The sequence below is a fragment of the Georgenia alba genome (assembly GCF_042665525.1).
Classification (GTDB): domain Bacteria; phylum Actinomycetota; class Actinomycetes; order Actinomycetales; family Actinomycetaceae; genus Allobogoriella; species Allobogoriella alba.
On sequence record NZ_JBHTCQ010000001.1, the window covers coordinates 910,548 to 933,977 of the forward strand.

Annotated in this window: 20 protein-coding genes; 15 read left to right on the forward strand and 5 right to left on the reverse strand. The window is 71.5% G+C overall.

Features of this window, described 5'->3' with window-relative positions:
* Window positions 1-52 precede the first annotated feature (52 nt).
* Window positions 53-1,597, reverse strand: coding sequence for a sugar ABC transporter ATP-binding protein (locus ACFQQL_RS04295; protein ID WP_382391596.1), 1,545 nt, complete (start codon window positions 1,595-1,597; stop codon window positions 53-55).
* 262 nt (window positions 1,598-1,859) lie between these two features.
* Window positions 1,860-2,876 carry a LacI family DNA-binding transcriptional regulator gene (locus tag ACFQQL_RS04300; RefSeq protein ID WP_382391598.1) on the reverse strand — a complete coding sequence of 339 codons (1,017 nt, stop codon included), beginning with the start codon at window positions 2,874-2,876 and terminating at the stop codon, window positions 1,860-1,862.
* Window positions 2,877-3,043: 167 nt separating this feature from the next.
* Here ACFQQL_RS04300 and ACFQQL_RS04305 point away from each other — a divergent pair, with 167 nt between their 5' ends.
* Window positions 3,044-4,993 carry a rhamnogalacturonan lyase gene (locus ACFQQL_RS04305; RefSeq protein WP_382391600.1) on the forward strand — a complete coding sequence of 650 codons (1,950 nt, stop codon included), beginning with the start codon at window positions 3,044-3,046 and terminating at the stop codon, window positions 4,991-4,993.
* A gap of 64 nt (window positions 4,994-5,057) precedes the next feature.
* Here ACFQQL_RS04305 and ACFQQL_RS04310 read toward each other — a convergent pair whose 3' ends face one another.
* Window positions 5,058-5,624 (reverse strand): hypothetical protein, encoded by a 567-nt coding sequence (locus tag ACFQQL_RS04310; protein ID WP_382391602.1) that lies wholly within the window; start codon window positions 5,622-5,624, stop codon window positions 5,058-5,060.
* Window positions 5,625-5,838: 214 nt separating this feature from the next.
* Between ACFQQL_RS04310 and ACFQQL_RS04315 the strand changes: the two genes are divergently transcribed.
* From ACFQQL_RS04315 to ACFQQL_RS04335, 5 genes are all read left to right on the forward strand, one after another.
* Window positions 5,839-6,213 carry an L-rhamnose mutarotase gene (locus ACFQQL_RS04315; protein ID WP_382391604.1) on the forward strand — a complete coding sequence of 125 codons (375 nt, stop codon included), beginning with the start codon at window positions 5,839-5,841 and terminating at the stop codon, window positions 6,211-6,213.
* On the forward strand, window positions 6,210-7,397 hold the full coding sequence (gene rhaI, locus ACFQQL_RS04320) for an L-rhamnose isomerase (protein WP_382391606.1): 1,188 nt from the start codon (window positions 6,210-6,212) through the stop codon (window positions 7,395-7,397). Before ACFQQL_RS04315 ends, rhaI begins: the two co-directional genes overlap by 4 nt.
* 59 nt (window positions 7,398-7,456) lie before the next feature.
* Complete coding sequence (locus tag ACFQQL_RS04325) at window positions 7,457-9,520, forward strand: bifunctional aldolase/short-chain dehydrogenase (protein ID WP_382391608.1); 2,064 nt, start codon at window positions 7,457-7,459, stop codon at window positions 9,518-9,520.
* A 64-nt stretch (window positions 9,521-9,584) separates the two neighbouring features.
* Window positions 9,585-11,075 (forward strand): rhamnulokinase, encoded by a 1,491-nt coding sequence (locus tag ACFQQL_RS04330; RefSeq protein WP_382391610.1) that lies wholly within the window; start codon window positions 9,585-9,587, stop codon window positions 11,073-11,075.
* Window positions 11,065-11,733: a DUF1961 family protein gene (locus ACFQQL_RS04335; RefSeq protein ID WP_382391612.1), complete on the forward strand. Its 669-nt coding sequence runs from the start codon at window positions 11,065-11,067 to the stop codon at window positions 11,731-11,733. Before ACFQQL_RS04330 ends, ACFQQL_RS04335 begins: the two co-directional genes overlap by 11 nt.
* 6 nt (window positions 11,734-11,739) lie before the next feature.
* On the opposite strand, the gene ACFQQL_RS04340 is transcribed toward ACFQQL_RS04335, so the two are convergent.
* Window positions 11,740-12,576 carry an alpha/beta fold hydrolase gene (locus tag ACFQQL_RS04340; RefSeq protein WP_382391614.1) on the reverse strand — a complete coding sequence of 279 codons (837 nt, stop codon included), beginning with the start codon at window positions 12,574-12,576 and terminating at the stop codon, window positions 11,740-11,742.
* Window positions 12,577-12,807: 231 nt separating this feature from the next.
* Here ACFQQL_RS04340 and ACFQQL_RS04345 point away from each other — a divergent pair, with 231 nt between their 5' ends.
* The 9 genes from ACFQQL_RS04345 to ACFQQL_RS04385 are packed head-to-tail and all read left to right on the forward strand — an operon-like array spanning window position 12,808 to window position 22,120.
* Window positions 12,808-13,449 (forward strand): YesL family protein, encoded by a 642-nt coding sequence (locus ACFQQL_RS04345; RefSeq protein ID WP_382391616.1) that lies wholly within the window; start codon window positions 12,808-12,810, stop codon window positions 13,447-13,449.
* Window positions 13,450-13,479: 30 nt separating this feature from the next.
* Window positions 13,480-15,018, forward strand: coding sequence for an extracellular solute-binding protein (locus tag ACFQQL_RS04350; RefSeq protein ID WP_382391618.1), 1,539 nt, complete (start codon window positions 13,480-13,482; stop codon window positions 15,016-15,018).
* Between the two features lie 59 nt (window positions 15,019-15,077).
* On the forward strand, window positions 15,078-16,088 hold the full coding sequence (locus tag ACFQQL_RS04355) for an ABC transporter permease (protein ID WP_382391620.1): 1,011 nt from the start codon (window positions 15,078-15,080) through the stop codon (window positions 16,086-16,088).
* Window positions 16,089-16,099: 11 nt separating this feature from the next.
* Window positions 16,100-16,978, forward strand: a complete 879-nt coding sequence (locus ACFQQL_RS04360; RefSeq protein WP_382391622.1) for a carbohydrate ABC transporter permease — start codon at window positions 16,100-16,102, stop codon at window positions 16,976-16,978.
* 41 nt (window positions 16,979-17,019) lie between these two features.
* On the forward strand, window positions 17,020-19,713 hold the full coding sequence (locus ACFQQL_RS04365) for an exo-rhamnogalacturonan lyase family protein (protein ID WP_382391624.1): 2,694 nt from the start codon (window positions 17,020-17,022) through the stop codon (window positions 19,711-19,713).
* 3 nt (window positions 19,714-19,716) lie between these two features.
* Window positions 19,717-20,379, forward strand: coding sequence for a ThuA domain-containing protein (locus tag ACFQQL_RS04370; RefSeq protein WP_382391626.1), 663 nt, complete (start codon window positions 19,717-19,719; stop codon window positions 20,377-20,379).
* Between the two features lie 36 nt (window positions 20,380-20,415).
* Window positions 20,416-21,054, forward strand: a complete 639-nt coding sequence (locus ACFQQL_RS04375; protein ID WP_382391628.1) for a hypothetical protein — start codon at window positions 20,416-20,418, stop codon at window positions 21,052-21,054.
* Complete coding sequence (locus ACFQQL_RS04380; RefSeq protein WP_382391630.1) at window positions 21,051-21,596, forward strand: DUF4352 domain-containing protein; 546 nt, start codon at window positions 21,051-21,053, stop codon at window positions 21,594-21,596. Before ACFQQL_RS04375 ends, ACFQQL_RS04380 begins: the two co-directional genes overlap by 4 nt.
* On the forward strand, window positions 21,593-22,120 hold the full coding sequence (locus ACFQQL_RS04385; protein WP_382391632.1) for a hypothetical protein: 528 nt from the start codon (window positions 21,593-21,595) through the stop codon (window positions 22,118-22,120). Before ACFQQL_RS04380 ends, ACFQQL_RS04385 begins: the two co-directional genes overlap by 4 nt.
* On the opposite strand, the gene ACFQQL_RS04390 is transcribed toward ACFQQL_RS04385, so the two are convergent.
* A complete protein-coding gene (locus ACFQQL_RS04390) occupies window positions 22,058-23,371 on the reverse strand; it encodes a hypothetical protein (protein WP_382391634.1) in 1,314 nt (437 codons plus the stop codon). The two genes, ACFQQL_RS04385 and ACFQQL_RS04390, sit on opposite strands and share 63 nt — an antisense overlap.
* Window positions 23,372-23,430: the final 59 nt, after the last annotated feature.

Sequence of the window (23,430 nt, forward strand, 5' to 3'; positions counted from 1 at the left end):
GACGGCGGGGGCGCCGTCGCGTCGCCGCCCGGGCCGGTCTGGGTCGTCTCGGTCATACCGCTTCCTGTTCGTGGGTCGAGGCGTGGTCCGTCGCGACGAGGTCGTCGGCGATGGCTGTCGCGTGGTGCATGATCTTCTCCTGCGTCGCCTCGGCGTTGGTCAGGGTCCCGGTGACTCTGCCCTGGGACATGACGACGATGCGGTGGGAGAGCCTGAGGATCTCGGGCAGCTCGCTGGAGATGACGATGATCGACTTGCCCTCCGCGGCCAGCGCCGCGAGCAGGCCGTAGATCTCCTCCTTCGCGCCGACGTCGATCCCGCGCGTCGGCTCGTCGAAGATGAGGATGTCGCAGTCGCGCGCCAGCCACTTCGCGATGACGACCTTCTGCTGATTGCCGCCGGAGAGCAGCTTGACGGTCTGGCCGACGGACGGCGTCCTGGTGCCGAGCTGGTCGGCGTAGCGGCCGGCGATCGCCCGCGCCTTGCCGTCCCGGACGACGCCGAGCGGCCCGGTGACGCTGGGCATGGAGGCGAGCACGGTGTTGAACGTGACGCTCTGCTCGAGCATGAGCCCGAGCTGCTTGCGGTCCTCGGAGAGGTAGCCGATGCCGTGACGGACCGCGTCGGACGGCTGGTCGATCCGGACGGGCCGGCCGCCGACCTCGATGGTCCCCGAGCTTCGCGGGTCCGCGCCGATGACCGCGCGCGCCGTCTCGGTCCGCCCGGCACCGAGCAGGCCGGCGAAGCCGAGGATCTCCCCGCGGTGGAGCTCGAAGGAGACGTCGCGCAGGAGGGATCGGGTGGACAGGCCCGAGACCCGCAGCACGACTTCGTCGCTCGTGGCGTGCGGCGCCGGGCGGGCGTCGCTGTCGATGTGCCGACCGACCATCATCTCGATGATCGTCGGGACGTCGATGTCCTCCCGTTCGACCGTGCCGATGTACTCGCCGTCACGGAGCACCGTGACGCGGTCCGCCAGCCGCTGGAGCTCCTCCATCCGGTGCGAGATGTAGATGATCCCCGTCCCGCGTTCGCGCAGCGCGTCGATGAGGCCGAAGAGCGTCTCGACCTCCGTGTCGGTCAGGGCGCTCGTCGGCTCGTCCATGATCAGCACACGAGCGTCGAACGAGAGTGCCTTGGCGATCTCGACCATCTGCTGGGTCGCGACGGTGAGATCGCCGACCAGCGCGCGCGGGTCGAGCCGGATGCCGAGCTCCTCGAGCAGCTCCGACGTCTGCCGGTTGAGCCGGCGCTCGTCGAGGAACGGCCCCTTCCGCGGCTCTCGGCCGATGAAGATGTTCTGCGCGACCGTCAGGTCGGGCATGAGGTTCATCTCCTGGTGGATGATGCTGATGCCCAGCTCCTGCGCCGCGGCGGGGCCGGGTATCTCCACCTCCTGGCCCTCGACCCGGATGACACCGGCGTCCCGCTGATAGATCCCCGAGAGGATCTTCATGAGCGTCGACTTGCCCGCGCCGTTCTCCCCCACGAGCACGAGAACCTCGCCCTTCGCGAGCGTGAACTGCACCTCGTGCAGGGCTCGAACGCCTGGGAAGCTCTTGCTGATGCCCTCGACATCAAGCAGCTCTGACACCACGTCGTACCCGCTTCGGCTCGTCTGGGGAGGACCGCGCGCCGGTGAGCCGCGTCCCCAACTTGTACCTCGATGTATCTAACCCACTGAGTGGGTGTGCGTCCACTTCGGCCGGGTGACCCAGGCTACGTCTCGACGCCCCCGGGTCAACCACCGCAGTAATCGTTCTCAGCAGGGTAGGGCGTTCGGGCTCGTTCGCAGACCCGTACGGCCGCTTCTCACCCGGTGTGCGCGCCGCGAAGTCGTCCGGGAGCGTGGCGAGTGCTCAGCCGCCGCTCGAGGCGCGCACCACGAGCTCGGGCTGGTAGAGCACCTGCTCCGGCTCGGCCGAGGTGAGCAGCAGGTCGGCGGCCCGCCAGCCCATCTCGTGGGTCGGCTGACGGACGGAGGTGAGTGGCGTGGCGAGCTCCGCGGCGAAGCTGACGTCGTCGTAGCCGACCAGCGCCATGTCCTGCGGGCAGCGCAGGCCGCGCTCGCGTAGTGTCCGCAGGGCGCCCAGCGCCGTGAAGTCGTTGACGCAGAACGTGGCGGTCGCGCCGGCGTCACCGTCGAGCAGGTCGCGCATCGCGCGTGCGCCGTGGTCGGCGTTGAGCGACTCGACGGTGACCTCGACCAGCGACTCGGGATCACGTCCGGCGTCGGCCAGCGCCCGCAGCACGCCCTCCCGGCGGTCCACGCACTGCCGGATGGTCAGCGGCCCGTTGAGGAACGCGATGCGCTCGTGGCCCTGCTCGAGGAGGTGCGCGACGGCGAGCACGGCCCCCCGCACGTCGTCCACCGCGACCGAGGCCATGTCCGGCACCGGGCTCGAGCGGTCGAGGAGCACCACCGTCACGCCACGCTCCCGCATGCGCAGCAGGGTCTCGATGCCGGTGTGCGAGGGCGTGACGAGCAGCCCGTGCACCCCCTGCTCCTCGAAGCGCCGCAACAGCCGCTCCTCGCGCACGGTGTCCTCGTCGGAGCTGCCCAGCATCAGCGTGTACTCGTCCTCGGCGAGGCGGTCCTCGACGCCGCGCACGACCTCCGTGAAGAACGGGTTCGTGATGTCCAGGACGATCGCGCCGACCGTGCGGTTGCGGCCCTGACGCAGCTGGCGCGCGGAGGCGTTGCGGACGAAGGAGAGCTCCTCGATGGCCGCCTGGACACGGCTGCGGGTCTTCTCCGTGACGCGGTCCGGCCGGTTGAGGACGTTGGAGACCGTGCCGACCGAGACGCCCGCCAACCGGGCGACGTCCGCGATCCCGGCGCGCCGTGGAACGGCCGACCCGTTCGTCGTCGTCATCCCGCGCGTCCTGCCTCTGTGGTGCCCGTCGTGCCGCTGCCCGGCACCGTGAGCCGACGATAGCGCAACGCATGAATCGATTTACGCAGGTCTGGGCCTCACCTAGGATCGTCCGCACGTCGACGTCGACTCGACCGTCCACCGCCGGACGGTCCCGGGAGGAACCGATGGCGCACCTCCGACGGTCCGCGCTCGCGGCCGCCATTGCCCTGAGCACCGCGCTCGCCGCGCCAGCGATGGGCGCGCCCACGACCGGCGAGCACACCGGCGGCGCGGTCTCGCCTGCGGGCGCCCAGCGGCCGCTCCGGCAGGCCGAGCGGCTCGACCGTGCACCGGTCGCGGTCGCCACGCCCGACGGGGTCCACCTCAGCTGGCGCTCCCTCGGGACGGATCCGGGCAGCCTCGCCTTCCGGGTCTATCGCGACGGCGAGCGGATCACCCGGGCCCCGCTGCGCGGCGCGACGAACCTGCTCGACCCGGAAGGCGGGGTCGACTCGACGTACGTCGTCACCGTCGTCGGGCACGGGCCGGAGCGTCCGGTCACCCGGGAGTTCGGCGTCTGGTCCGAGCCCTACCTCGACATCCCGCTCGAGAAGCCGGCCGGCGGGGCGACGCCCGACGGCGAGGAGTACGGGTACGTCGCGAGCGACGCCGGCGTCGGTGACCTCGACGGCGACGGGAGCTACGAGCTCGTCATGCTGTGGAACCCGACCAACGCCCAGGACAACTCCCGGGCCGGCCACACCGGCCCCGTCTACGTCGACGCCCTCGAGCTGGACGGCACCCGCCTGTGGCGCGCGGACCTCGGGCGCAACATCCGGGCCGGCGCGCACTACACCCAGCTGGTCGTGTACGACCTCGACGGCGACGGTCGCTCGGAGGTCATGACCAAGACGGCAGACGGCACCCTGGACGGCCAGGGCGAGGTCATCGGCGACCCCGACGCCGACCACCGCAACGCGGACGGGTACGTCCTCGACGGGCCCGAGTACCTGACCGCGTTCGAGGGAGCCACCGGCGCGGCGATCGACACGGTCGACTACGTCCCGGCCCGCGGCGACCTCGCCGAGTGGGGCGACGACTACGGCAACCGCGCCGACCGGTTCCTGGCCGGAGTCGCCCACCTCGACGGCGAGCGCCCCAGCGCCGTCTTCAGTCGTGGGTACTACACCCGGACGGTGGTCGCGGCGTGGGACCTGGCGGATGGCGAGCTGCGGCAGCGGTGGGTCTTCGACAGCGACGAGGCCGGTGAGCAGTACGAGGGGCAGGGCAACCACAACCTCTCGGTCGCCGACGTCGACGGCGACCACCGCGACGAGATCGTCTTCGGCTCGATGACCATCGACGACGACGGATCGGTCCTGTACAGCACCGGCCTGGGGCACGGCGACGCCATGCACGTGAGCGACCTCGACCCGCGTCGCGACGGGCTGGAGGTCTTCGCGGTCCACGAGTCCATGGAGACCTCCGGGGATCGGGGTGCGACGTTCCGCGACGCCGCGACCGGGGAGGTGCTCTGGAGCATCCCCGCCACCACGGACACCGGCCGGGGCGCCGCCGGCGACATCGACCCCCGCTACGCGGGCGCGGAGGCGTGGGCCGTGGGCGGAGAGGCCTCGTGGGACTCGCCCGAGGGTTTCCTCATGTCGGCGGACGGGACGCGCATCGGCGACGCGATCCCGGCCGCCAACTTCCTCACCTGGTGGGACGGCGACCTGCTCCGGGAGATCACCGACCACGACTTCGACGACGAGGAAGGCGCCGGTGTCCCGACCGTCTCCGAGTGGGACTGGGAGTCCCGCGAGGAGGTCGAGCTCCTGCGCGACGAGGAGGTCCGCACGAACAACCACACGAAGGGCAATCCCGTCCTGCAGGCCGACCTGCTCGGCGACTGGCGGGAGGAGCTGGTCTTCCGCCACGAGGACTCCACCGCCCTGCGGCTCTACACGACGACGGACCTCACCGACCACCGGATCCACACCCTCATGCACGACCCCGTGTACCGCCTGGGTGTGGCGTGGCAGAACGTCGCCTACAACCAACCCCCGCACACCGGGTTCTACCTCGGGGTCGGCATGGCGCCACCCCCGCGCCCGGCCATCGACCCGGTGGGGTGACGGCCGGCCTCGCCACGTGCGGCTTGCGGGGCCGGTTCGGGTTCGGCTGGTTCGGGTGCGGTGCTCAGGCCGTGGTGACCTGGACGCGCCCGCCGCTGAGATGGTGGATGGCCGCGGCGACGTCGGTGAGTTCCTCCTGGATTCCCTTCCGGGCGACGCCGATGCCGTGCTTGACGTAGTGGCGCACTGCCCGGGGCGGCAGCACTGTCCGGACGGTGCGCTGCGCAACGGCGTCGGGGTGGAGCATGATCCGCAGCCTCGTGTTCTTGATGATCCGCGCGCCGGTGACGGCCTCCCACGGCGCGGAGAGCGGGCCCTCGTTGGTGCGGACCGTGATGCCCTGCGCGGTGAGCGTCATCGGTTCGTCGATGGCGATGCGGCCGCCGTAGACGTAGCTGTGGATGCTCAGCTGGAAGATCTGCCCGCACAGCAGGACCAGGAACGGCAGCATCATGAGCCAGCCCGTGCCCATGTCGTTCGCGTCGGCGAAGGCGGCGGCACCGAGTATCAGGGCCACGAGCACCGCGGCGAGGATGCCGTGCACCCACAGGATGGCCCCGTGGGTGCGCCGGACGGCGACTCGGTCGGTGTGCACCACGTACTCGGGCGGTGGCGAGGGCGGTACCGTCATGGTCGGTGACCTTGGCACGGCGTCGGCGCCGCGTACAGGCTCCGGTCAGGGGAGAACTCCCCGCCGGGGCCAGTGCGGCGCAGCCGGGTAGCACGGTGGCCGGCGTTGACACCCGCGGTCGCCGATCACTAGGTTGCGACCGTACGTGAATCGTTTCATACGTGTGCCGCGCGGTCCGCCCGGACTCCACGCGCACCGGTCTCGGAGGGACGCAATGGCGCGTGTCTGTTTCATCTCGAGAGTCCGCCCGGACCGGCTCGAGGAGTACCGCGAGCGGCACGCCGCGGTCTGGCCGGAGATGCTCGAGGCGCTGCGGGACAGCGGCTGGCGCGACTACTCCCTCTACCTCACGCAGGACGGGCAGCTCATCGGCCACCTGGAGACCGACGACTACGCCGCCGCCCAGGCCGCCATGGAGCGCACCGCCGTCAATGCCCGCTGGCAGGCGGAGATGGAGGAGTTCTTCGTCGCCGACGGCAGTCCGGACCAGGGCATGCGGGTGGTCCCGGAGATCTTCCACCTGGAGGACCAGCTCCGGGCCGCCGGCCTGCCCACCACCCCGAGCCGTACCGAGAAGGGAAACCGATGACCATCTCCCCGTCCCAGACAGCCGCCACGGTCACGGCCCGGGAGGCCCTCGCCGCGCAGACGATCGAGCTGCCCTCGTGGGCGTTCGGCAACTCCGGAACCCGCTTCAAGGTCTTCGGACAGCCCGGCGTCCCGCGCGACCCGTTCGAGAAGCTCGCCGACGCCGCCCAGGTCCACGCCTACACCGGAGTCGCGCCGCGGGTCTCGCTGCACATCCCGTGGGACCTGGTGGAGGACTTCGCGGCCCTGCGCAAGCACGCGGAGGATCTCGGCATCTCCATCGGTGCCATCAACTCCAACGTCTTCCAGGACGACGAGTACATGCTCGGGTCCCTGTGCAACCCGGACCCGAAGGTGCGCCGGAAGGCGGTCGACGCCCACCTGCGGTGCCTCGAGGTGATGAACGAGACCGGTTCGAGGGACCTGAAGATCTGGCTCGCCGACGGCCTGAACTACCCCGGCCAGGACGACCTGCGGGGCCGGCAGGACCGGCTCGCCGAGGGGCTCGCGGAGATCTACGCCGCCCTCGCGCCGCACCAGCGCATCATCCTCGAGTACAAGTTCTTCGAGCCGTCCTTCTACGCGACCGACATCCCCGACTGGGGCACGTCGCTGCTGCACTGCATGGCCCTGGGTGAGCAGGCCATGGTGGTGCTGGACACCGGCCACCACGCGCCGGGCACCAACATCGAGTTCATCGTGGCCCAGCTGCTGCGGGTCGGGCGCCTCGGTGCGTTCGACTTCAACTCCCGCTTCTACGCCGACGATGACCTCATGGTCGGCGCGGCGGACCCGTTCCAGCTGTTCCGGATCATGCACGAGATCGTCACCGCCGGCGCCCTGCGGCCCGACTCCGGCGTGAACTTCATGCTCGACCAGTGCCACAACATCGAGCCGAAGATCCCCGCGCAGATCCGTTCGGTCATGAATGTCCAGGAGGCGACCGCGAAGGCTCTCCTGGTCGACCGGGACGCGCTCGCGGCGGCGCAGCAGGACGGGGAGGTCCTCGGTGCGAACGCCGTCCTCATGGACGCCTACAACACCGACGTGCGCCAGCTCCTCGCCGACCTGCGCACCGAGCAGGGCCTCGACCCCGACCCGATGGCCGCCTACGCCGCCTCCGGCTACGGCGACCGCATCGCCGCCGACCGCGTCGGCGGGGCCCAGGCCGGTTGGGGCGCCTGACCGCGACCGACCCCGAGATCTCCAGCAGCCTCCGACGACGAGACGAAAGCGCACACACCATGACGACGCCCGACCAGCGCCCTGTCGAGGAGCTCATCGCCCGCTCCAACCGGCTCGGCTCGGACCCCCGCAACACCAACTACGCGGGGGGCAACACCTCCGCCAAGGGCACGGACACCGACCCCGTCACCGGGCAGGAGATCGAGCTGCTGTGGGTCAAGGGATCCGGGGGTGACCTCGGCACCCTGCGGCAGACCGGGCTGGCCGTGCTGCGCCTGGACCGGATGCGCGCGCTCACCGGCGTCTACCCCGGCGTCGAGCGTGAGGACGAGATGGTGGCCGCCTTCGACTACTGCCTGCACGGCAAGGGCGGCGCGGCGCCGAGCATCGACACGGCCATGCACGGCCTGGTCGACGCCCCGCACGTCGACCACCTGCACCCGGACTCCGGCATCGCCCTGGCCACCGCCGCCGACGGCGAGGCCCTGACCCGCGAGTGCTTCGGCGACCGCGTCGTCTGGGTGCCCTGGCGGAGGCCCGGCTTCCAGCTCGGGCTGGACATCGCGGAGATCAAGCGGGCCAACCCGCAGGCGATCGGCTGCGTCCTCGGCGGGCACGGGATCACCGCCTGGGGCGCGACGTCCGAGGAGTGCGAGCAGAACTCCCTGGACATCATCCGCACCGCCGAGCGGTTCATCGAGGAGCGGACCGCGGCCCTCGCCGCAGACGGGCGCCACCCCTTCGGCGCGGCCCGGGACGGCTTCGCCGCCCTCCCCGAGGACGAGCGACGCGCCAAGGCGGCCGCGCTCGCCCCGGTGATCCGCGGGCTGGCGTCCACCGACGCCCCGCAGGTCGGCCACTTCACCGACTCCGACGTCGTGCTGGACTTCCTCGCCCGCGAGAAGCTCGGCCCGCTCGCCGAGCTCGGAACCTCCTGCCCCGACCACTTCCTGCGCACCAAGGTCAAGCCCCTCGTCGTCGACCTGCCGGCCTCGGCCCCGGTCTCCGACGTCGTCGCGCGGCTTCGTGAGCTCCACGAGGCGTACCGCGCCGACTACGCCGCGTACTACGAGCGGCACGCGGACCCCGACTCGCCCGCCATGCGAGGCGCGGACCCGGCGATCGTGCTGGTCCCTGGCGTCGGGATGTTCTCGTTCGGTCGCAACAAGCAGACCGCACGGGTGGCCGGCGAGTTCTACGTCAACGCCATCAACGTCATGCGCGGTGCCGAGGCGATCTCCACCTACGCCCCCATCGAGGAGTCGGAGAAGTTCCGCATCGAGTACTGGGCGCTGGAGGAGGCCAAGCTCCAGCGGATGCCCAAGCCCAAGCCGCTGGCCACCCGCGTCGCCCTCGTCACCGGCGCGGCCTCCGGGATCGGCAAGGCGACGGCGACTCGCCTCGCCGCGGAGGGGGCGTGCGTGGTGGTCGCCGACCTCAACGAGGAGCAGGCCTCTGCCGTCGCGGAGGAGCTCGGCGGTCCCGACGTCGCGATCGGCGTCCGCGCCGACGTCACCAGCGAGCACGACGTCAAGGTGGCGGTCGCGGCCGCCGCGCTCGCCTTCGGCGGCGTCGACCTCGTGGTGAACAACGCCGGGCTCTCGCTGTCGAAGTCGCTGCTGGAGACCACCACGAAGGACTGGGACCTGCAGCACGACGTCATGGCCCGCGGCTCGTTCCTCGTCTCGCGGGAGGCGGCCCGGGCGATGATCGCGCAGGGCATGGGCGGTGACATCGTCTACATCTCCTCGAAGAACTCGATCTTCGCGGGGCCGAACAACATCGCCTACTCGGCCACCAAGGCGGACCAGGCCCACCAGGTGCGGCTGCTCGCGGCCGAGCTCGGTGAGCACGGGATCCGTGTCAACGGCATCAACCCGGACGGCGTCGTGCGCGGCTCCGGCATCTTCGCCGGCGGTTGGGGAGCCCAGCGCGCCAAGGTGTACGGCGTGCCCGAGGAGGAGCTGGGCAAGTACTACGCCGGCCGCACGCTCCTGAAGAAGGAGGTGCTGCCCGAGCACGTCGCCGCCGCGGTGTTCGCCCTGACCGGGCCGGACCTCGTGCAGACCACCGGCCTGCACGTCCCGGTCGACTCCGGTGTGGCGGCCGCCTTCCTGCGGTGAGGGCGATGGCCTGCACACGATTGACGACTCCGCACTTGATCGACGACTCGGCGGTGGGGGAGGAATGACGGAGCGGACCTACGTCGCGGTCGACCTCGGCGCCTCGAGCGGCCGGGTCGTCGCCGGGTGGCTCGCCGGCGGGCGCCTCGAGACCGAGGAGATCCACCGCTTCCCGAACGGCCCGGTCGCCCTCCGGGCGGGGGAGCGGACGGTCCTGCACTGGGACGTGCTGCGGCTCTTCGAGGGTATCCTCACCGGGTTGCGGGCCGCCGCCCGCGAGCACGACGTCGCGGGCGTCGGCATCGACTCGTGGGCCGTCGACCACGGCCTGCTCGACGCCGACGGCGCCCTGCTGGGCAACCCCGTCCACTACCGCGACGCCCGGACGGACGGCGTGCCCGACCGGGTCTTCGAGCACCTGCCGGCCCCTGACCTGTACGCCCGCACCGGCCTGCAGGTGCAGCCGTTCAACACGATCTTCCAGCTGGTCGCCGCCGCCGGCACGGTGCAGGCCGCCACGGCCCGTCGCCTCCTGCTGCTCCCGGACCTGCTCGGGCACTGGCTCACCGGCGCGGAGGTCGCCGAGGTCACCAACGCCTCCACCACCGGCCTGCTCGACGTCGCCTCGCGCACCTGGTCGACGGAGGTGACCGACGTGGTCCGCGACGCGTTCGGACTCGACGTCGCCGCCCTCCTCCCGGACCTCGTGGAAGCCGGCAGCGTGGTCGGCACGATCGACCCCGCCGTGCTCCGCGGGGAGGTGCCGCTGGTCGCCGTGGGCTCGCACGACACGGCCTCCGCCGTCGCCGCCGTGCCGGCCACCGAGCCGGACTTCGCCTACGTCTCCTGCGGTACGTGGTCGCTGGTCGGGCTCGAGCTCGACCGGCCGGTGCTCAGCGAGGCCAGCCGGGCCGCGAACTTCACCAACGAGCTGGGTCTCGACGGCACGGTTCGCTACCTCCGCAACGTCATGGGCCTGTGGCTGCTGCAGGAGTCGATCCGGACGTGGGAGGAGTCCAGCGGCCGTCGGGTCGACCTGCCGGACCTGCTCACCCGGGCGGAGGCGGCGGAACCGCTGCGCTGCGTCGTCGACGTCGACGACCCGGTGTTCCTCCCGCCCGGCGACATGCCCGCACGGATCGCGGACCTTGCAGCCCGGGCCGGCGAGCCGGTCCCGCAGGACGAGGTGGAGACGGTCCGCTGCATCATGGACTCGCTCGCGTTGGCGCACCGCCGCACCGTCCGCGAGGCCTCGGAGCTCTCCGGCCGTGACCTCTCCGTGGTGCACGTGGTGGGCGGCGGGTCGCAGAACGCGCTGCTGTGCCGGCTCACCGCCGATGCCACCGGCCTGCCGGTCGTCGCCGGGCCGGCGGAGGGCACGGCCCTGGGCAACCTGCTGGTCCAGGCCCGGGCGCTCGGCGACGTCGACGGCGGCCTGCCGGAGCTGCGCCGGATCGTCGCCGCCTCCTGCGAGCTGCGCCGCTACGAGCCGGACCTCGGTCTGGACTGGGACGCCGCCGAGGCCCGCGCCAGCGGAGGCCCTCGTGCCCGGTGAGGTCCTGTACCGCAACCCGCTGGCGACCGCGGAGGACGTGGCGGGCTTCCGCATGGAGGGCGACGGCGCGGTCACCTTCCCGCAGGGGCGCATGAGGCTGGAGAGTCTCCGTGACGCCTCAGAGGGGCAGGCCGCCAACATCGTGCTGTGGTGCCCGGAGACGTTCCCGGCCGGGATCGAGATCGGCTGGACGTTCCGGCCGGTGCACGAGCCGGGGCTGTGCATCATGTTCTTCGCCGCGTCGGGTCGCGGCGGGGAGGACCTCTTCGACCCCTCGCTCGCACCGCGCACCGGACCCTACGAGCAGTACCACTCGGGCGACATCGACGCCTACCACGTGTCCTACTTCCGCCGGATGTGGGAGTCCGAGCGGTCCTTCCACACGGCGAACCTGCGCAAGAGCCACGGCTTCCACCTCGTCGCACAGGGTCCGGACCCCCTGCCCGGTGTGCTCGACGCGCGTGGGGACTACCGCATGCGGCTTCGCCACGCGGACGGCACGATCACCTTCTCGATCAACGACCTCGTCTGCTTCCGCTGGCACGACGACGGAACGGTGGGTGGCCCCGCGCACGGCGTCGGCAAGCTCGGCTTCCGCCAGATGGCGCCGATGATCGGCGAGTACGCGAACCTGACCGTGACCCGGGTCGCCGGCTGAGGGCACCTACCCGAAGAACCGCAGCAGTGCGTCGGCCGTGGCCTGCGGCTCGTCCTCCGGGGCGAAGTGGCCCGCGCCGGCGATGTCCTCCCGGCGGGCACCGGGGATCGCGGCGACCAGCCGGTCGGCGACCTCGGTGTCCAACCACGCGTCGTGCTCACCCCAGAGCACCAGCGTCGGGGCGGTGACGCTGTCCAGCCGCGCCACCGCCTCGCGGGTGTCGTCGAAGCGGACTGCGCTGACCTGGTCGATCCAGCGCTGCTGACCGTCCGGTCCCGACCAGGGCGCCAGGTAGGCGGCGGCCACCTCGTCCGGCATCTCGTGGTGGGTCGCGGTGCGCAGGCGTGGGCCGACGAGGTCGGCGAAGACGTCCGTGGGCATCGTGCGGTAGGCGTCGGCGTGGCGCTGCATGTGCTCGGTGAACGGGGTGTTCCACGGTCCGATGACGGCCGCGTCGAGGAGCGCGATCCGGCGGGCCGGCACCCGCTCGACCAGGTGGGCCCGCATGACGATGCCGCCGCCGATGTCGTGGCCGACCAGGTCAGGAGCCTCGAGACCCCAGTGCCGCACGAGCTCGGCGAGCGTACGCGCCTGCGTCGCGATCGACGGCATCGCGCCGCGCCCGAGGGCGGAGTCGCCGAAGCCGAGCAGGTCCCAGACATGGACCGTGTGGCGGCGGGCGAGGGTGGGAACCACGTGCCGCCACAGGAAGGACGACGCGGGGGTGCCGTGGACCAGGACGACTGCGGGACCGTCGCCGAACACTCCGGTCGCGACCTCGCCGCCGGAGACCCGGACGCGGTCCGTCAGCGGCCACGCGGTGGGGGCGGTGCGCATGCTCATCACTCCAAGCGTAACGGGTAAAGAGCACTATACAGGTTACAGCCCGCGTCGCCACCGATTTCGCCCGGACGTCGGGTGGGGAAGGTCGGGGCACGGTATTGACCACTGAATGGATTCACCCTACGCTCGCGGCAATCGACGACGACCCACCTTCCGCGGCGTAACTTCCATCGATGTAAGCCCCGCAGGGAACCTGGCCGAGAAACCCCATCAGAGCGGACGAGAGGCGCCATGACATCTCGGATGTATGCGCTTTCCGAGTGGGTCCTGCGGGCCATGCTGCTCAACCTCCTCTGGCTGCTCGGCACCCTCGCCGGCGCCGTCCTCCTCGGCTTCGCACCCGCCACCCTCGCCGCGCACCACGTGGCCCGGCAGTACGCCCGCGGTACGGACGGCTACGTCCTCCGCGAGTACGTGGCCACCTACCGCCGCGAGTTCTGGCGCGCGCAGGCGCTGCTCCTGCCACCGGTGCTCCTGCTGCTGGCGGCCACGACCAGTGCCCTCCTCCTCCGCGGCAGCGCCCTGCCCGGGGCGGACGTCGTCGCGGCGGCATCCGCCGTCGTGGCGGGGTGCCTCGTCCTGGTGCTGCTGTACCTGCCGTCCCTCGCCGTCCACTACGACGTCCCGACGACGCGGGCGCTCTCGCGCGCCTTCCTCCTCGCCGTCGCGAACCTCCCCTCGACCGTGCTCCTCGTCCTGGTCCTCGCGGCCACCTGCTACGCCTCCGCACGCCTGCCCGGCCTGCTGCCCGTGATCTCCGTGGGCGGCTGGATCCTCGGTAGCACCGCGCTGTGCCTGCGCTTCTACGCCCAGAACGACGATGCCGTCGCCGCGTCCCACGCCCGGCGTGCCCACGTGGGCACCGCCTCCTGACCGCTCACGCACCACCACGAAAGGACGACCATGACTGCAAAGAAGCAGATGGCCGGGCTCGTCGGCGCCGCGGCGACGGCGAGCCTCGTGCTCGCCGCCTGCTCCGGCGGGGGAGAGGAGGGCGGCTCGCTCGAGACCATCGACATCATGGCGCCCTTGCTCAGCTCGACGGCCCCCGACCCCGACGGGCAGCTCCAGACCGCCGTGGAGGAGTACGTCGGTCACCAGCTCAACGTCACCTGGGTGCCCAACTCCAACTACACCGACCGCCTCAACGTGGTCATGGCGTCGGACGACATCCCGCACGTCCTCGTCGTGCAGGGCAAGACGGGCGCCTTCACCCAGGCCGCCGAGGCGGGCGCCTACTGGGACCTGACCGAGCACCTGGACGACTACGAGAACCTCACTCCGGAGAGCGAGGAGGTTCGCCTCGCCGCCAGCGTGAACGGCGACTCGTACGGGATCTACCGCATGCGCGACTCCATGCGGGCGGCCGTCATCATCCGCAAGGACTGGCTGGAGAACCTCGGGCTCGAGGAGCCTCAGAGCGTGGACGACCTCTACGAGGTGGCCCGTGCCTTCACCGAGGACGACCCGGACGGCAACGGTCAGGACGACACCACCGGCTTGATCATCCCGCAGTGGGGCGGGTACGGGAACCACGGCCCCTACGACCTGCTCGACGTGTGGTTCGGGGCGCCGAACCGGTGGGGCGTCGACGAGAGCGGCGACCTGTACCCGGCCTTCGAGCACCCGGCGTTCTTCGAGTCGCTCCGCTTCCTCAAGGACATGGTCGACAACGGCTACGTCAACAGCGACTTCGCCACGATGGACTCGGCCACCTGGAACGAGCCGTTCTTCAACGGCCAGGGCGGCATCATCATCGACGTGTCGTCCCGCGGCGCGGAGATCATGGATCTGTTCGCGGAGTCCGACCCGGAGAACTACGGCGACTACGTCACCATGGTCGGGAACCTGCGCGGCCCCGACGGCGAGCTGCGCGCCTATCCCACCTCCGGGTTCAGCGGCTTCATCTCGATCCCCCGTGCCTCGGTGCAGACCGAGCACCAGCTGCACCAGGTCCTCAGCGTGCTGAACGACCTCAGCGCCCAGGAGGGGCAGGTGCTGCTCAACCATGGCATCGAGGGCGTGAACTACGAGCTGCGCGACGGCCGCGTCGCGCCGCTCGAGTCCGGCTCCGAGGCCGAGGTGGTCGCCAACGACACCACGGCCTTCGCGCAGATCGGCACCCAGTCCAACGGGTGGCTCGGCCACGACCCCTGGTTCGAGCCCGGCAGCCCGGACGAGGAGCTGGACACCCGCCGGTGGGAGTTCCACGAGTCCGACCTGGAGAATGCCGTCTTCGACCCCGCGGCGGCGCTGGTCTCCCAGACCTACACCGAGCAGGGTGCGGTGCTGGACCAGATCATCACGGACGCCCGCATCCAGTACCTGGCGGGTCAGATCGACGAGGACGGCCTGCGAGCAGAGATCCAGCGCTGGCGCGACAGCGGCGGCGACCAGATCGTCCAGGAGATGAACGAGCTCTACGACGAGCTCGAGAACTGACGAACGACCGGCCGGGGGCGCGGACCGCGCCGCGCCCCCGGCGCGACCGCGAGGCAGAGATGACACACGACGCCGTGACCGGCGGAGTCGGCTCGCTCACCGAGCAGGCGAGGCCGATCTCCGACGAGCTCAGGATCGACGACCGGCAGCGGCCGGCGGACAACAGGCAGTCCTGGTGGCGACGCATCACGCACAACCCCTGGCTGTACCTCATGCTCGTGCCGGGCGTGCTGTATTTCGCCGTCTTCAAGTACGCGCCGATGTACGGCGTGACGATCGCCTTCCAGAACTACCTGCCGTTCCTCGGCTTCGGTGGCAGCGAGTGGGTGGGGCTGGAACACTTCGAGCGACTCTTCGGAGGCCCGGACTTCGCCCGGCTGATGACGAACACGCTGATCCTGGCGTTCCTCAACATCGTCATCGCCTTCCCGGCTCCGATCGTCGTGGCGCTGCTGCTCAACGAGCTGCGCGTCCACCTGGTCAAGCGATTCATCCAGACGGCGATCTACGTCCCGCACTTCCTCTCCTGGGCGATCGTCGCGGCGCTGACGTACCTGCTGTTCGCCGCCGACATCGGACCGTTGACCGTGCTGATCGAGCGGGTCCTCGGCGAGCGCGTCGAGTTCCTCACCGACCCGGACTTCTTCCGGCCGCTGATCATCCTGCAGACGCTGTGGAAGTCGACCGGGTGGGGCACGATCATCTACCTCGCGGCGCTCGCCGGCGTCGACAAGAACCTCTACGAGGCCGCGATGATCGACGGGGCCGGGCGGGCACGCCAGCTGTGGCACATCACCCTGCCCGCCATCCGGTCCACCGTGATCGTCATGCTCATCCTCACCACCGGGTCCTTCCTCGACACCGGGTTCGAGCAGATCTACCTCATGACGAACGCCCTCAACCGTGAGGTCGCCGACGTGTTCGACACCTACGTCTACTTCGCCGGGATCACCCAGGGTGCCTACAGCTACTCGACGGCAGTCGGCCTCTTCAAGGGCGTCGTCGGGCTGATCCTCATCTTCGGTGCGAACTGGCTCGCCAAGCGGTTCAACCAGACGAGCCTGTTCTAGGAGGCGTACCGATGGCCAACCGCAACAACTCCACCGCCGGCCGCGTCTTCGACGTCTTCAACGTCCTCTTCCTCGTCGGCCTGGCGCTGATGACCGTCCTGCCGTTCCTGTATGTCGTGGCGGCGTCCTTCGCCTCCGAGTCCGAGATCGCGGCCCGGCCGTTCTTCCTGTGGCCGGACGACCCGACGCTGGAGACGTACCGGTACATCTTCTCCACCGACACCTTCATCCGGTCCCTGCTGGTGACCATCGGCGTGACGCTGGTGGGCACGGTGGTGCAGGTGCTCCTGACGATGTCGATGGCGTACCCGCTGTCCAAGCACGACCTGGTCGGACGCTCGCTGCTGCTCAAGCTCGTCCTGTTCGCGATGGTGTTCTCCGGCGGGATGATCCCGACCTACCTCATCGTGCGGGAGGTGGGACTGCTCAACACGTACTGGGCGCTGATCCTGCCGATGGCGATCAACCCGTTCTACCTGATCATCGTCAAGAACTTCTTCCAGGAGCTGCCCGACGAGCTCCAGGAGGCCGCGCGGCTCGACGGCTGCACCGAGGTGGGCGTGTTCTGGCGCATCGTCATGCCGCTGTCCAAGCCGGTCATCGCGACGTTCTCCCTGTTCTACGCCGTCGCCATCTGGAACGACTTCATGTCGCCGCTGCTGTACATCTCGGACAGCGACATGTGGACCCTGCAGATGTTCGTCCGCCAGATGACCATCTCGACCGACCCGGCCACCACGATCGGGCAGATCGACCCGAACTACGTCCCGCCCGCCGAAGGTCTGAAGTTCGCGGTCATCGTCATCGCGACCGTTCCGATCCTGCTCATGTACCCCTTCCTGCAGAAGCACTTCGCCAAGGGTGTGCTCATCGGATCGGTGAAGGGCTGACACGGCGAGCGTCAGAAGCCACCCGAACCTCGAGGAGACCCATGCCTGAGCCCGCGTCCGTCCACTGGCTGGAGGGCACGCCCGCCGCCCTGAACGGCGGCGTCACCTGGGGCGTCCCCTGGCCCCGTGGCGCCGTGCCGGCCGGCACGACCTTCGGGCTGCGGTCCGCCGACGGCACGGACGTGCCCGTGCAGTCCTGGACGACGGCGACCTGGCCCGACGGGTCGGTCAAGTGGTCCGCGCACGCCGCGGCACCCGCGACGCCGGAGGCGAGCTACGACGTCGTGCCCGGGGCTGCGCCGGCGACCCCGAGTCGAGTGGTGCGGGTACTGCACGACGGCGACGGCGTCGTCGTCACGACCGGTCCCCTCCGTGCGGTGCTGCCCGGCCCGGGCGAGGTGCTCGTGGCGTCTCTCGAACGGGAGGGCCGCACCGTCGCGGTCTCCGGGCGGCTCGTCGGCGAGCTCGCCGGCGACCCGGACGTGCCGGGGCCGCGCACGCCGATGACCGGTGTCGTCGAGACGCTCGACGTCGAGCAGGACGGGCCCGTGCGGGCCGTGGTGCTGCTGACCGGCCGGTACCGGACGGCCGGTGCCGATGCGGGGACCGGGGAGCGGCGCGAGCTGCTCCCGTTCCGGGTGCGGCTGTCCTTCCACGCCGGCTCCGAGCAGGTCCGCGTCGCGCACTCGTTCGTGTGGGACGCCGACCCGGCGAGCACGTTCCTCGCCGGACTCGGGCTGCGCTTCGACGTGCCGTTGCGCGCCGCCACGCACGACCGCCACGTGCGGCTCGCCGGGTCCGCCGGCGGATTCCTCACCGAGGCGGTGCGCGGGCTCACCGGGCTGCGGCGCGACCCGGGCGAGGCGGTCCGTGCCGCCCAGGTGGCCGGGCGGCCGACCCCGCCCACGGCCGGGTGGGACCCCGCCGTCGCGGACCGCCTGCACCTGGTACCCGAGTGGAACGACTGGACCCTCGCACAGCTCAGCGCCGACGGGTACACGCTGCGCAAGCGCACCCGCCCGGGCCACGGCTGGGTGACCGTGCCCGCCGGCACCCGTGCCACCGGCTACGCCTACCTCGGTGACACCGCCGGCGGCCTGGAGATCGGGCTGCGCGACTTCTGGAAGCTGCATCCCACCCAGATCGACGTGCGTGGCGCCGCGAGCGACGCCGGCAGCCTCACCATGTGGCTCTACTCGCCCGAGGCGCGGCCGATGGACCTGCGCTTCTACCACGACGGGCTCGGTCAGGACACCTACGCCGAGCAGCTCGAGGGTCTGGAGATCACCTACGAGGACTACGAGCCGGGCTTCGGTGACGCGCGCGGCATCGCCCGCACCCACGAGCTGGTGCTGCGGGCAGCGGAGGCCACGCCGCCGCACGCGGAGCTCGCCGCCCGGGCCGCGGCGTCGGCCCTGCCGCCCGTGCTCACCGTGGCGCCGGGCCGCATCCACGCCGCCCGCGTGTTCGGGCCCTGGGCGCCGGTGGACCGCTCCACGCCCGCCCGCGCGGAGATCGAGGACCGGCTGGACTTCCTCGTCGACCACTACCGGCGGCAGGTGGAGCAGCGCCGCTGGTACGGCTTCTGGGACTACGGCGACGTCATGCACGCCTACGACGGCGACCGGCACAGCTGGCGCTACGACGTCGGCGGGTACGCGTGGGACAACTCCGAGCTCTCGCCGGACCTGTGGCTCTGGCTGTCCTACCTGCGCTCGGGCCGGCCGGAGACCTTCCGGCTCGCCGAGGCGCTGACGCGTCACACCGGTGAGGTGGACGTCTACCACGCCGGACCGTGGGCGGGCCTGGGCACCCGGCACAACGTCCAGCACTGGGGTTGCAGCGCGAAGCAGCTGCGCATCTCCACGGCCGCCTACCGTCGCTACCTCTACCACCTCACCGCGGACGAGCGGGTCGGGGACCTGCTCGAGGAGCTCGCCCACGCCGAGCAGACTTTGCTCGTGCTCGACCCGACCCGCAAGGTGCGCTCGGACGTCTACGCACCGGACCCGTCCGCGACCGCCGTCGGGCTCGGCACCGACTACTCGGCACTGCTCGCCACCTGGCTCACCCAGTGGGAGCGCCACGGCGACGCGCCCGCCGGCCGGGCGGCGCGGGCCAAGCTCGAGGGCACAATGACCGACATCGGGAACCTGCCGCAGGGCTTCCTCACCGGTGAGGCGCTGCTGGACCTGGCGACCGGCCGGTTCGACACCTCCCGCGACCGCATCGCCGTCTCCCACCTGAGCGCCGTGTTCGGGCTGGTGGAGATGGTCGCCGAGGTGACCGACCTCCTCGACGTCCCCGGGTTCGAGGACGCCTGGCTGCAGTACTGCCGGCTCTACCTCGCCTCCCCGGACGAGCAGGCCGCCGCGGTCGGTCGGCCACTGAAGGGCATCTCGCTCGTGCAGGCGCACTCCCGGCTCGCGGCGTGGGCCGCGGCCCGGACCGGGGACCGCGAGCTGGCCACGCGCGCCTGGCGGGCCTTCTTCGTCGACTCCGGCGACCAGCTCAACGTCAACTCCCTGGTCCGGCAGGAGACGTGGGACGTGACGCGCGTCGACGGTCCCGAGGTGCTCGAGCCCGTCGACGAGGCGCCCTACCTCTCCACGAACGACGCCGCCCAGTTCGGCCTGGCCGCGATCCAGAACCTCGCGCTGATCGGGGACGCGCTCGAGGACGCCCGGGCCGAGATCTTCGGCTGGTCGGGGCACGACCGGAGTCGAGATAGTTGACGCATGACCGCTGACTCCGTCCTCGTCTTCACACGTACCACCGGCTTCCGGCACGACTCGATCCCGGCGGGGGTGGCGGCGGTCCGTGTGCTCGCGGCCGACGACGGGCTCGACGTCGTGCACACCGAGGACCCCGGCGCCTTCACGCCCGAGACCCTCGCCGGCTACCGCGCCGTCGTGTGGCTCTCGGCGTCCGGGAACGTGCTCGAGCCGGACCAGCGGCGCGCCTTCGCCGACTGGCTCGCGGCGGGCGGCGGCTTCGCGGGCGTCCATGGCGCCTCGACGGCGGAGCCGGACTGGCCCGAGTACCAGCGGATCGTCGGTGCACGGTTCACCCAGCACCCCGCGATCCAGGCCGCGACGGTCCGGGTCGAGGACGCCGACCACCCCTCCACGGCGGGCCTGCCCGCCGTCTGGGAGCACACCGACGAGTGGTACGACTTCGCCACCGACCCGCGCGGCGCCGGGGTGCGGGTCCTGCTCACCGTGGACGAGTCCACCTACGACGGCGGACGGATGGGCGAGGACCACCCCGTCGCGTGGGCGAGCGAGTACGGGCAGGGGCGCTGCTGGTACACCGCGCTCGGTCACAGCACCGAGCTGTACGAGCAGGGCGGGCGCTTCCTCGTGCACCTTCGTGGCGGGCTGCGCAGCGTCTGGTCCTGAGGGCCGTCGTCGCTAGTCTGCACGCTGGAGGGAGACATGCCGACGACAGCCGCCCGGGGGACGTGGTCCTCGCTGCGCCCGTCGCTGCGCACCTGGTGGGGGCGGTACGTCGTCGTCTCGTGCACGGCGATCGTGGTGCTCGTGGGCGCCGTCGTGGCCGCCGGCGGCCTCCGGAGTGCCGAGGCGGTACCGCTGCCCGAGTGGCAGGCCGGCGAGCAGCACGACCTCGGCGAGGTCGAGGCGACCGTGCTGGACCACATGGTCACCGACGACGTCAGGGCCGACTACCTCGAGTACGTCGACGGTCCCGCGGTGGCGTGGCTCGTGGTCCGTGTCGAGGTCGCCGCCCACGAGGAGACGGTGGAGTTCGTCCCCGAGGTCGTCGCCCCGCCGGAGGGCGTCGTCATGGGTGACGAGCCGGAGACAGTCGTGGCCCTGCAGGACGGGACGACCGGACCCGCGATCCATCCCGGGCTGCCGCAGCAGGTCGCCTACTTCTGGCCCCTGCGGGACCCGCGGGACGTGCCCGACCCGCTCCGGATGGACGTGCTGGTCCGGCCCTGGGCGTTCAGCCCGACCTCCAACCGCTACACCTGGGGCCAGGAGGAGCCGGCGGCCCGGATCACGATCCCCCGCAACGATACGATGCCCGGCCTGTTCGAGGAGGAGTGGTGAGCCGCGCCGGCACCTGGCTGCTCGCGGCCGCGGTCCTCGCCGCCGGCATGCTCGCCACCCACGCCGAGACCGAGTGGCCGGTCGAACGGGGCTTCGCCCACCACGGTGCGGTCGGCGAGGAGCTGGTGGTGCAGCCGGGGACCGTCGTCGTCCACGGCGCCCGCGCGGCCGCCGCGTACTCGGACGGGTACGACGGCACGCTCGCCTCGGACGGCGTGTGGGTCGCGGTGGACGTCACCCTGACCGGAGGCCGCGAACCCGTCGACATCTCCACGTGGTCCCTGCGCGACGGCGCCGGCCGCCGGTACCTGGTCAGCGACCGGGCGCTCCCGGGCAGCTTCGGCGCCGTCCAGCCCGGCTCGCCGGTCCGCGGCGAGGTCGTCTTCGAGGTGCCGCGGGACGCGCTCGGCGATGTCGAGATCTGGGTCAACCACGGCATCGACGAGCCGCGGCTCGCGGACTATGCCGTCGTCCCCGTGCACGTCGAGCGGCTCGCGCACGAACCGATGACTGCCGAGCCGCCGGCCCTGGTGCCCCGATGAGATCGACGGTCGCGAACTGGGCCGCGCTCGTGCTGCTGGTGCCGGCGCTGACGGCGTTCGGCTGGATCGCGAGCGAGGAGCTGCGGCTCCAGTGGCGCACCGAGCCGCACGAGGCCGTCGGACCGGGGCCGGACGGGTGGGCGCAGATCGACCGGACCCGCGTGCGGATCGCCTCGTTCGAGGAGCTCCACGTCGTGACGGACGACGTCGAGCAGTGGGAGCCGCCGCAGGGGTACACGGTGTGGCAGGTGACCATCGACGTCGAGTCGGAGCTCCCGGAGGAGACGACGTGCGACGTGCGGCTCTTCGACGACGACGGGAACGCCTACACGGCCCCGGGAGCCGGCGTCGAGCTCCCGGTGTCGGCCTGGGGCACCCTGACCTGCGGCGGACCGGCGGACGACCCGACGTACTCGACGATGTTCCTCCTGCCCGAGTCCGCGCGGCCGACGGCACTCGAGCTATCCAGCGCGTTCGGGGCCTACAGCCACAGCCCCGAGTACTTCCGGCTCCCGGTCTCCTGAGCGCTGCAGGCGCAGGCTGCCCGGGAGGCCGAGGCTGCGCAGCAGCGAGTCGATCGCGGAGGCGACGAGCGCGAGGGTCAGGACCCGGACCACGACCGTCTCGAGCATGTCCAGCGGCGGCCACAGCAGCGCCCAGAAGTCCCCGATGCTTCGGGCACCGAAGATCAGGCGCGCCAGCTCGAAGAGGAGCGTGCCGGAGCGGTCCGCCGCGAGGAACGCCAGGCAGAACAGCAGCACCGGCTGCCAGCCGGCGCGCGCGATGAGGATCCCGGCGCCGACGACCCCGCCGAACCGCCGCTCCGGGTCGGTGAGGAGACGCAGGCCGCGATCGGCCCGGTCGTCGCCGAGCCGGCCCACCAGACGGTCGGTGACGGCCCGCCCGCGCAGGTCCCGCGCCCGCAGTACCCGCTCCGCGTGGACGCCGTAGACGATGCCGGCCACGGCCAGCCACGCGAGCGGAACCACGAACGCCGCCAGTGCGGCGTCGGCCACCGTCCCGAACCAGCCGAGCACCGTGGTGACCACGCCGCTGAGCTCGGGAAGGTCGATCGACACCGACCTCCACCACGCCTCGACCGCCACACCGACGCTCCGGGTGCGCCACCAGCCCGCGAGGCCCTCGAGGAACGACTTCACGACCCAGGCGGCGAGCACCAGCCACACGACCTCGCAGTACCCCCCGACCAGCCGGAGGACCGACCGGCGCGCCTCGTGACCCGGTGGCGTGCGGCGCACGAGCCGGGTGAGCACCTGCCGGAGCGAGAGGGCCACGGCGATGGTCACCAGGATGACGGCCGAGGTGCCCTGCGGCAGTCGGGTCGTGATGTCCTCGGTCTCGCCGAGGTCCTCGAACGTCGCCAGACCGAACGCGAGCACGTCCTCGTCCAGGTACCCGTAGTGCTCGTAGATGACGAGGAACGGCAGCATGGCGGCCGCGCTGCCGACCACGAGCGAGGTGATCACGCGCTCACCGGGCATCCGGGAGCGCATGGTGAGCAGCATCCCCACCACCGTCAGCAGCTGGACCAGCGGTGCCAGCGCGAGGACGAGCTGACTGAGGGCCACCGACGTCCGGTTGGCGAGCACGGTCGCCTGCAGGACGTACTCGCGCGCGACCACCGAGACGATCGCCAGGAGCAGCAGCATCGGCCAGTGCGCGCCGATGAGCCGGAAGGCGTCGGCGATGACGTCCCAGCCCGCACGCAGCACACCGGGTCGGCGGCCGGGTTGCTGCGCAGGGCCTGGGAGCACGGCGCCAGAGTAGCCGGAGCACGGCGGCGGACCTGGGGGGAGCCCGCCGCCGCGCCGGC